The sequence below is a fragment of the uncultured Methanobrevibacter sp. genome (genome assembly GCF_900316895.1).
In the GTDB taxonomy this organism is placed as follows: domain Archaea; phylum Methanobacteriota; class Methanobacteria; order Methanobacteriales; family Methanobacteriaceae; genus Methanocatella.
Genome location: NZ_ONER01000062.1, coordinates 1 through 10,218, shown reverse-complemented (window position 1 = coordinate 10,218; position 10,218 = coordinate 1). Strand labels below are relative to the sequence as shown.

Genomic DNA, 10,218 nt, shown 5'->3' with positions numbered 1-10,218 from the left:
CCTACCTGAATCTGATTGAAATCAATTCTGGCTATCTTTTCAAAGATTTCAAAATCATCGGATTCGTCAATGATATGGTTTTTGATTTCATCTCCCCATCCCAAAATCCTTGAATATAATTCTTCAGCCGCCTTTTTGGTGAATGTTGTTGCCAGTATTTCATTTGGATTGATGTCATCGACAAAAATGAATTTCAGTATTTTAAGCACCATTACAGTGGTTTTTCCGCTTCCTGGGCCTGCAACTAAGAACAGTGATTGGTTAGGTTGAGAGAAGATTGCATTTTTCTGGTCTTCGTTTGAAGATATGTCCCTTTCAAGAACATTAACTACAATTTCTTCAAATTCTTCATTTGAAATCATTTTTTTCCCTCTTGTATATATAATTTAATTTATGCACTGTTATTATTAATAAAGTAAGTGAGAGAGCATTTGCAAAGTAATGGGGTTGGAGAAAATTTTAAGAGAAATTTGTAATAAAGAAATATTTATTTAATTTGAAAACATATTTGATATTATGGGAGTAAGTATCTTCCATAATATGCATAAGTTAGGACCATTCGGTTCCTAACTTTCTTTTATATTGATTCTTTAATTTTGTGTAATTCCTTTTTAAGTTAAAATATTACTTTTCAAATGCTCTCTGATTAATCTTTTATATTGTCACGATTAAAAATATAATTTAATAATTAATTGGAACTGAAATTTGGCTGATATTATGTCTGATGTAGAAAATATTGATATGTTTAAAAATGATGTGAGGTATAGGGAAAATATTGCCCATATTGAGACAATACCGGCTAAAAAGGCAAGTTTCAAAAAAGTGGATAATTTAAACGAAAGAATCATTGATTATCTTTCTTCAAAGGACGTAAAGCTATACAAACACCAGGCAGATACATATGAAGCCATTAAGGATGGCGAAAACGTAATCATCACAACCCCCACTGCTTCCGGAAAAACATTGGCTTTCAATCTGCCGATAATGGAGACAATGATCGAGGACAGCGATGCCACTGCACTTTATATTTATCCCGCAAAGGCACTTTCCAATGACCAGCTGCATGTTCTTGAGGGTCTTGAAAATGAACTGGACATTAAAATCCGCCCAAGAACCTATGATGGGGATACTCCGAGAGATGACAAAAGGGGAATACGGGAAAAATCAAGAATCGTCCTGACAAATCCATATCAGTTGCATCTGATATTGTCCTGGCATCACCAATGGTCAAGATTCTATAAAAACCTGAGATACATTGTCATTGATGAATCACATTACTATAAGGGCGTCTTTGGTTCGAATGTGGCATTTCTGATTAAAAGATTAAAAAGAATTGCCAATTTTTATGGATCATATCCGCAATTTATTTTATCTTCAGCAACTCTTGCTAACCCTCTGGAGCTGGCAAACAGACTGACTGGCGAAGATTTTGTCCTTGTTGACAATGATTCCTCTCCGAGCGGCGAGAAGGACTTTATCTTATACAACCCCTTCAAGAATTATGTAAGAAAAAAGGTCAACACACAAAATGCGCCTTCAGTGCATATGGAAACGGAAAACATATTCATGTACATGATGCTTAAAAACATCCAGACATTATGCTTCACTGTTTCAAGAAAAACAACTGAACTGATTGCAAGGAAGGGCTGGAAGAAGCAATCAGAAATCTCTTGCATTGTTGATTGCCTTTGAAAACCAGCTTGACCAGTATTTCATGAACAATCCGAAGTTCTTTTTTGACAAGCCTCATGAAAACGCCATTATCGATTTGACAAATCCTATTCTGCAGGAAGCACACCTTTTATGCGCAGCCAAGGAACTTCCTCTTCAAAGGGGAGAAGCGGAAAAATACTTTGACATTTCACAGGATGTGATAGATGAGCTGGTTTTAAGGAAGGATTTGCATGAAAACCATAAGGGCGATTTCATCTATCCATATGATGACCATCCTGCAATGGACCACTCACTTGACCAGATTTCATCTGAGGAGTTCAAGGTAATGAACAATGGAGCATTGCTGGAAACCATGGAGCGTTCACAGGTTTATCGTGAAGCCCATGAAGGTGCTATCCTGATTAACAAGGGAGATACCTATGTTGTAAATAGCGTTAATTTGAAAAACGGTTTTGTCAATGTTTCAAAGGAAGCCGTTGATTATCATACAATGGTTTTAAACCAGACAGAGATTAATATCAAAAAGAAATTGTCAAAAACCAAATATGGCAGGTTGACCATACATTTCGGTGAGCTGACCGTAAGCGAAGATTACTTCAAATATAAAAAGATGCAGTTTTCAAAGGCGATAGGGACCTATCCTCTTGAATTGCCTCCTTTGAAATTCAATACCAAGGGATTATGGTTTACAATACCAAAACAGGTAAAGGACACTCTTGAAGACATGTTCCCAAATGAGGAGGAAGTGTTTGCAGGAGGTCTTCATGGGGCTGAACATGCATTGATTGGACTTTTTCCATTGCATACCATGTGCGACAGGTTCGATATTGGAGGATTGTCCACCAATTACCACGAGGATACTCAAGAGGCAACAATATTTATCTATGACGGTTATGAAGGCGGAATTGGAATCTGTGAAAAGGCGGTTGAGGTATTTGTTGAGCTTTTGAATTCAACTATCGACTTGTTGGATAATTGCCAATGCCAAAGCGGATGTCCTGCCTGCATATATTCTCCTAAATGCGGAAACGATAACAAGCCATTGCACAAGAACGCCACAAAGTATATTCTGGAATACATGTCCAAACTGATATCAAAGGACGATCTGGAAGTTGAAGCTGAGATAATCATTGAAAATGAAGTTATTCCTGATGAGTTTGATGAGGCTTATGAGTTGTATGAAAAAGGGGATTATTCCTCATCAAAGGATGTCTTAAACGGCATTTTGACTAATGATAGGAAACACTCAAAAGCTCTGGCATTAATGGCTCAGATATTATATGAACAGGACCAGAAGGATATTGCACTGGTGTTTACAAAAAAGGCATTGTCCTGTGACAGGTCAAATCTGATGGCTAACGAGCTTGAGGTATTGCTTACAAGCAAGCCTCAAAAGGAAGAGATAAAGTTAAGTTCCCTGGATGATATTGATACGTTATATGAGGAAGCCTATGATTTGTATGAGCAGGGGGACCTTGCAACATCATCTGAAATATTGGAAAAGCTCCTTGATTTTGATGATAAACACTCTGAAGCCCTTGCACTGATGGGACTTATTTATTATCAATCCGGAATCTTTCCAAAAGCAATTGAGTATTATAAGAGGGCTTCAAAAATAAATAAGAATGGTGAAATGGTTCGTGAGTTGAAGATGAGGGTGGCTTAAGGAGAGCCTGCATAAGGTGTAAATCCTTCTCCGAAATGTTCACAGACTTTTTCCAGCTCTTCAGGAATGTCAATGTGTTGTGTACAGTAGTCCAGACAGGTTCCGCAAAATGTACAGTCCTCTGCAGAAACCTTTTCGTCACTTAACTTATCGAAATACAGCCTGTAGATATCTGACTCCGGACGGTTTTTACTGAGGTTATATAAGCTGAAGTATTCAGGAATAGGTATCATTTCAGGACAGGCGTCAACGCAATATCCGCATTCGCTGCATGGCACTGCAACGCTTGAATTAAGCTTGTCAGCCATTTTTTCTAAAAATTCATTTTCTTCGCTTGTCAATGGTTCGAAATTCTCGTAGGTATCGCAATTGTCAAGCAAATCATCCATTTTGCTCATGCCGCTCAGTACCATTTTAACATGTTCAAGTGAAGCGCAGAATCTTAATGCAAAACTGGCTATTGACTTGTCGGGATTGAACTCCTTGAAATCATTTCTGATTTCATCATTTGGGTTTACGATGACTCCGCCTTTAAGAGGTTCCATTACATAAACCTCAAGTCCATGTTTCACACATAAATCATAGCATTTGTGAGCTTCAATGGCGGGATCTTCCCAATCAAGATAATTCAGCTCCAATTGGACGATATCCAGCATATCTCCATATTTGTCAAGAACCTCTTCAAGCAGGCTTGCATGGTCATGGAAGCTGAAACCGATTTTTTTGGCAGTTCCGTTTTCCTTCATTTTTTTGACATATTCGAATGCATTGTGTGCCTCGGCAAGTTTGAACCATGGTGTATTGATGTTGTGTATGAAAAACACGTCAAAATAATCTATGTTCAACCTTTCAAGCATTTCATTGACAAATTTTTCATTGTCTTTCTCGTCGGCCAATGCCCATGTTGGCATTTTGTCGCAAATCTGGTAGGATTCACGAGGATATCTGTCAACTACCGCTTTTCTGATGGCCACTTCGCTTTTTCCGTTATGGTAGGCATATGATGTATCAAAGTAGTTGAAACCTTTTTCCATGTAGATGTCAACCATCTGATTAAACAGTTCTTGGTCAATTGATGTAGGGTCCTTTTCATCGGTTAATGGAAGCCTCATGCATCCAAACCCGAATTTTGATTTGTAAGTCATAATACTATCTCCTTTAAGTAATATCTATATCTTTGATAAGATATATAATTGTTGTTTAACTCAACAGTTCAAGTATTACTTAAATGATATTGCTATATTAAATAGCTTTATATGTAAACAAAACTAAACTTAAAATATTAATGTTTATAGGAGTAATAAAATGCACGAATTATCAATGGCTCAGGGCATTATAAATGCGGTTCTTGAAACTGCTGAGGCAAATAATGCAACTGAAGTTAACGAAGTCACCGTTGAAGTTGGAAGATTAGCAATGATCAATCCTGAACAGTTAGAGTTTATTTTAGGTGTTCTGATTGAGAATACAATAATGGAAGATGCAAAGATAGTCTTTGAGGAAATTCCTGCGGAAATTGAATGTAATGATTGTAAATTTCATGGTGAAGCCATACTTGATGACAGTGATCATTATGCTCCGCTTGTAAAATGTCCTGAATGCGACAGCTTAAGTGTAGAAACTTTAAACGGCAAGGACATTGTTGTAAAAAATATTGTTATAGAAAAGCCAGATGATGCTTAAATTAATTGAGGTGAAATTATGCACCAAGTTGCTGATGTTGAAGTAGCAAAAAATATTATGGATGCTAATAAAAGATTAGCCGATAAAAACTTAAAAAATTTAGAAGAAAAAGACATATTCTGTGTTGATTTTGTAGGAGCAATCGGTTCCGGTAAAACAACACTTGTTGAAGAGATTATTGATAATACTGATTATAAAATTGGTGTTTTGGCAGGAGATGTAATCTCCAAATTCGACGCCGGACGTATAGAAAAGCATAACGTTCCTGTTGTAGGCCTAAACACAGGTAAAGAATGTCACCTGGATGCACACCTTGTCGGCCATGGCCTTGAAGATTTGCCATTGGATGACCTTGACATGGTTATCATTGAAAATGTAGGAAACCTGATTTGTCCTGTGGACTTTGATTTAGGTTCCCATTTAAGGATAGTCGTCGTTAGTGTTACTGAAGGTGACGACACTGTAGAAAAACATCCAATCATTTTCCAGACATCAGATGTTGTTGTCATAAACAAGGTCGACCTTGCAGATGCGGTTGGCGCTGATGCTGATAAGATGGTTGCTGATGCTAAAAAATTAAATCCAAATGTTAAAGTAATCAAATCAAGCCTTAAACAAGGCATCGGATTGGATGAAATCATTCAAGTCATTGAAGAAGCTATGAACTAATTAAATTAATTTAGGTGGTAACATGAAAGTATGGATTGATATCTCAAATGCGCCTCACGTAAGGTTTTTTAAAGATGTAATCAAGTATTTGGAAGCAGAAGGTGAGGACGTAATTGTAACAGCAAGGCAATTTGGAGATATTCACAAATTACTTGAAATGTATGAAATAGACTTCATATCTGTTGGAAAACATGGTGTAAGTCTTTACGACAAATTAAGGGAGAGTACCCAAAGGGTGTACAATCTTGTAGACATTATACATGGTGAAAGGGTTGATGTCGCCCTTAGCAAGCATTCCATTGAACTTCCTAGAATCTCATTCGGTTTAGGAATTCCAAGTTTGTATGTTTTGGATAATGAAAAGGCACTGGCCGCCAACAAGTTGACTCTTCCGTTATGTGACAGAATCATCGCTCCAACCAGCATTGACTTCTGGCAGCTTATGAAGTTCGGTGCGGATCCCAATACTATCATTCCATATGAAGGTACCTCTGAATTGATGCATTTCAAAAGCTTTGAATATAATGACAATATCTTTGATGATTTGAATCTTAAATTGAATCATTCCAAAACCATATTGATGAGGCCGGAACCTTCACTTGCATCATATCTTGATGTCGATTGCAGAAAATCAGTTCTGTCCCCTATTGTTGATGAGCTGAAAAATGTTGCCAACATTTTGATATTGCCTAGATTCAAGGAACAGTCTGAAATATTTGAAGGAATAGAAAATGTCCATATATTGAAACCGCCTGTAGATACATCAAGCATCATTAAAAAATCAAATCTGGTCATTGGTGCTGGCGGAACCATGAACAGGGAAGCGGCTCTGCTTCAAACTCCGGTCATTTCATGTTATCCTGGTGAAACATTGTCAGTTGACCAGTATTATGTCAATAAAGGTTTGATGTACAGGTCTAATGACACCGATGATGTTATCGAAAAGGCACTCGAGTATATTGTCAACCCTCATGAAAAAATTGAGATTGAGACTGATGATTTGTTCCAGGTGATTTTGGATAATCTATATGATTTGGCGAAAAATGGTAAATAATTATTTATAGTAATAATTTCAAATATTAAATTGATATTTGAAAATTTGTTTTTGGGCTGGTAGCTCAGATGGTAGATCGTCGCCTTGGCATGGCGGAGGCCCCGGGTTCAAATCCCGGTCAGTCCACTTTATTTAATTTAAAAATGAAATTGTGATTAGAATATGTTGTTAATTGCTCAAAACCACTTACAATTAATTGTTGAAGTAGGAATAATGCTTTTTGTCGCTTGGATTTTTGCACTGAACTTAATTCCATTGTCCTTAAGTGTTGTAACATTTTTATCATTGTTTATTATGGGTGGTTTTACACTTATTTTTGGAGCAGATATCGCGCTTTTGATAGTGGCGTCTAGTCAGGCTGAATTTACTCACCCATTCGGGCCGATTGCTCTTTTGGGTACAGTTGCAGCTTTGGCATCGCTGAAGGTAATGAAGGAATCGGGAGTCGATATACGGCCTCTCAGAAGATTTGTTATATTGTTCCTTGCGGGCATTACCGTATTCGGTGGATTAATGCACAGATCCTTTTTAATCTTGTGGTTAATAGGTTTGTTCTTTGGTTATCTGATGATATCCAAATCTTTCAGAGAAAAATCTGTAATTACAATGAAAAGGGTTGGTATGTTTTTAGGTGTGGCCGCTGTTGGTTTTGTTCTCTTGGAAGTTACATCAAGAGTAACCGGTATGACAATTTTCTCACCTATATTAAGGTTCAGTAGGATTGAACAATACTCACTGTCAAGTATTAAGACAGTATTGCACAACATTCAATTGATTGGTCACAATGCGAAAGCTTCCTATTGGGGAGCTGAAGGTACGGCATTTGCTGAAGGTTATATTACCTTGCCGATGCAGTTCGTTTTATTCTTTGGTCTTCCTTTCCCAATGTTTTTCGGTATACTTGTTAACCAAAAAGATACAATTGATTATATGCTTCCAGGTATCTTCGGATACGGTTTTGACTTCGGTATATTAGGACTTGCAGGATTAGTTGCTTTTGTACTCGGAACCATCCTTATTGGTTTTAAAGTATTGAACATGTACAGAGAAAAAAGAGAGAAAAACAACAAGAAATATCTGGGAAGAGAAGTTTTATTAACTGGAGCATTAGCTTCATTCTGTGCACAAGCGTTAATTGGTTTATTCGTGTTCAACAGGACAATCAACGGTATGGCTTTATTGACATTCATATTTGTCGGTACATTGATTTTGGCCAATGTTGTTTCACTCAAAACAAGATCATAAGAGGTTATTTTTTATGAAAGCGTTAGTATTACTTGGATGTCCGGAAACTCCATCCCAAACTCCAATGGCAGTTTATGTTTTTAATAGATTAACTAAAATGGGTTATGATACAACCATAGCGGCAAACCCTGCAGCTTCCAAGCTTGTAAAAATATCAGACCCTGAAGGACTTTACAATCTTAATCTAGTGGATTTGGAAAGAACATTAGGTGAGATTAATGAAGGAGATTATGATTTGTTGGTCGGTTTTGTTCACAAGGACGCAGCAGCATCATTTTTCGTAACTTTTGACCAAATATTGCAAACCAAATCATTGGCATTGGTATTTTCAAGGGATGCTGATGAAGTGGCAGAATTTGTAACAATGATTGAAGAAAGCGGAAGCAATGCATTGATTGCTGCGGTAAGAGCTTTCCATAATCCTTCACCGATTAAAGTTAAATTTGACAGAGCAATTAAGGAGTTTGAATAGAATGTCTTTTTGTTTAGATACATACCTTCAACAATCTGATAATTATGAAATCCACGCTTCCAAAGCAGGTTTCAAGGACTGCGCAATGATTATAAGATTCAAAGCAGATGATCTGGTATACATTAAACCTGGCGATGAGGTATTGGGAGTTAGAGTTATTGGCATACCTCCGATTCCAATCGGATTCGACCATGAAAAGGGAACAGTATTCTTGCCGTATACCAAACCATGTCACGGAACATCTGTGGTTGAGCTTCCAATCGATGAAGATGAAGTTGAAAAAATCAGAAAATTAGATACCGGTAACAAAAAATGAAATCTACAGTTGTGGGAAGCTTTCCGGTTGAAGTAAAAGAACCATCTTCAGCCAAAGACAAATTATTAAATGCATTTGGTGCATATGATCCTTTTAAAGAAGCTATCAAGAGTAGTGTAATCTCTCAACTTGATGCTGGCGTAGACATTATCTCTGACGGTCAGGTAAGGGGAGATATGGTTTCTATTTTTACTCAATATATTCCTGGAATGAAGATTGTTGACGGAAATACTGAAATAGTGTCAAAAATCAGAAATCCGACTCAGGAAATTTCAGTCAAGGACTTGCAGTTTGCAAAAAAAGTCATGAAGGATTACTTTAAAGGCAGCATTCCTGAAGGCAAGGGCGTTAAGGGAATAATTACAGGCCCTAATACCATTGTCCATTCTTCTAGAATTGCCGGTTTTTATAAAAACAAGGAAGATGCAATAATTGATCTGGCACATAGCCTGAAATTTGAAGTTGATGCAATCGCCAAAAAGGTTGAGCCTGCATATATTCAAATCGACGAGCCGTTTCTCTCAACAGGAATGGTGGATATGAAAACCGCTCGTGAGGCAATTGGCATATTGCATGACGGTCTTGAGGTACCTTTGGCAATGCACGTTTGCGGTATCCTGAAGGATGCATTCAAGGACATTTCAAAATTCGATGTTGATATATTGGACTTTGAATTTGCAGGAAATAATGTTAATCTGGATGTGCTGAAGGAAAATTATAATCTGGTTTCAGATAAAAAAATTGGTTTTGGATGTCTGGATTCATCTGTAAACACAGTTGACGATATCGGTGATGTTGATAATCTGGTCACTGAAGCTATTGAAATTGTTGGAAAGGATAATATTCTGCTGGATCCGGATTGCGGATTGAGACGGGCTCCTAAGGATGTTGCATTTGAAAAGTTAAGACTGATGAATGAAATCAAGGATAAGTACAGTTAAATTTTTAAACATTTCTATAATTACCTAATCATCACTGGTGTTTAAAATGACAGATTATTGCAGTAAATGCGGCGAAAAATTAAAGGAAGATGCATTGTTCTGTGCCAATTGCGGTGAAAAAGTTCCAAATAAGCAGAACAGATTTTCAAACAAGCACATATTTATTATACTAATTATTTTTATAATTTTGGCTATTTTTTTATCAGCTACTTTTTTGCTCAACCAGACACAGACCGTCAAGGTTGACAATGTCGAATTTGAAATCCCTGCCGATTATGTTGCAGAACCTTTGAGGACTGATGTCAATTATGACGGAAACGTCAAATCAAGCGCAATGGGTTGGAGCAATAAGGACAACTACATTGAAATTGGAGTTACAAGAACTCCCGGAAAGGGAATAGACAGTCAAAAGGTTGCAGAGGATTTGGGCGGAACACCTACCAAAATGTATGGCTATACAGGTTACTATTTGGAATATGAAAATGAGGGTTATGCATT

10 protein-coding genes, 1 tRNA gene and 1 pseudogene are annotated in these 10,218 nt (G+C 37.1%); 10 read left to right on the top strand and 2 right to left on the bottom strand.

From position 1 onward, the window contains the following. The coding region (locus QZN27_RS07255) for a UvrD-helicase domain-containing protein (RefSeq protein ID WP_296785749.1) at positions 1-362 on the bottom strand (362 nt) is incomplete at its 3' end. Positions 363-717: 355 nt separating this feature from the next. Between QZN27_RS07255 and QZN27_RS09945 the strand changes: the two are divergent. Then, positions 718-3,340: pseudogene (locus QZN27_RS09945) on the top strand (DEAD/DEAH box helicase). Here QZN27_RS09945 and QZN27_RS07240 read toward each other — a convergent pair. After that, the gene (locus QZN27_RS07240; protein WP_296785739.1) at positions 3,337-4,485 is read right to left on the bottom strand and encodes an aldo/keto reductase; all 1,149 of its coding nucleotides are present in this window, start codon (positions 4,483-4,485) and stop codon (positions 3,337-3,339) included. The pseudogene QZN27_RS09945 and the gene QZN27_RS07240 sit on opposite strands and share 4 nt — an antisense overlap. Positions 4,486-4,645: 160 nt before the next feature. Between QZN27_RS07240 and hypA the strand changes: the two genes are divergently transcribed. The 9 genes from hypA to QZN27_RS07195 form a co-directional block, all read left to right on the top strand. Then, positions 4,646-5,023: a hydrogenase maturation nickel metallochaperone HypA gene (gene hypA, locus QZN27_RS07235; protein WP_292603426.1), complete on the top strand. Its 378-nt coding sequence runs from the start codon at positions 4,646-4,648 to the stop codon at positions 5,021-5,023. 18 nt (positions 5,024-5,041) lie between these two features. Continuing rightward, entirely contained in the window at positions 5,042-5,692 is a 651-nt protein-coding gene (gene hypB / locus QZN27_RS07230; protein WP_296785735.1) for a hydrogenase nickel incorporation protein HypB, read from the top strand. A gap of 22 nt (positions 5,693-5,714) precedes the next feature. Next, complete coding sequence (locus QZN27_RS07225; protein WP_296785732.1) at positions 5,715-6,746, top strand: DUF354 domain-containing protein; 1,032 nt, start codon at positions 5,715-5,717, stop codon at positions 6,744-6,746. Positions 6,747-6,799: 53 nt separating this feature from the next. Next, positions 6,800-6,872, top strand: a tRNA-Ala gene (locus tag QZN27_RS07220). Between the two features lie 36 nt (positions 6,873-6,908). Beyond that, positions 6,909-7,991 (top strand): hypothetical protein, encoded by a 1,083-nt coding sequence (locus QZN27_RS07215; RefSeq protein WP_296785729.1) that lies wholly within the window; start codon positions 6,909-6,911, stop codon positions 7,989-7,991. Between the two features lie 13 nt (positions 7,992-8,004). Further along, entirely contained in the window at positions 8,005-8,463 is a 459-nt protein-coding gene (locus tag QZN27_RS07210) for a DUF1890 domain-containing protein (RefSeq protein ID WP_296785725.1), read from the top strand. Between the two features lies 1 nt (position 8,464). Next, on the top strand, positions 8,465-8,779 hold the full coding sequence (locus QZN27_RS07205) for a DUF1894 domain-containing protein (RefSeq protein ID WP_296785723.1): 315 nt from the start codon (positions 8,465-8,467) through the stop codon (positions 8,777-8,779). Then, on the top strand, positions 8,776-9,720 hold the full coding sequence (locus QZN27_RS07200; RefSeq protein WP_296785721.1) for a methionine synthase: 945 nt from the start codon (positions 8,776-8,778) through the stop codon (positions 9,718-9,720). Before QZN27_RS07205 ends, QZN27_RS07200 begins: the two co-directional genes overlap by 4 nt. A 46-nt stretch (positions 9,721-9,766) precedes the next feature. Next, positions 9,767-10,218, top strand: a 452-nt coding sequence (locus QZN27_RS07195; RefSeq protein WP_296785718.1) for a zinc ribbon domain-containing protein, incomplete at its 3' end; no start/stop codon positions are given.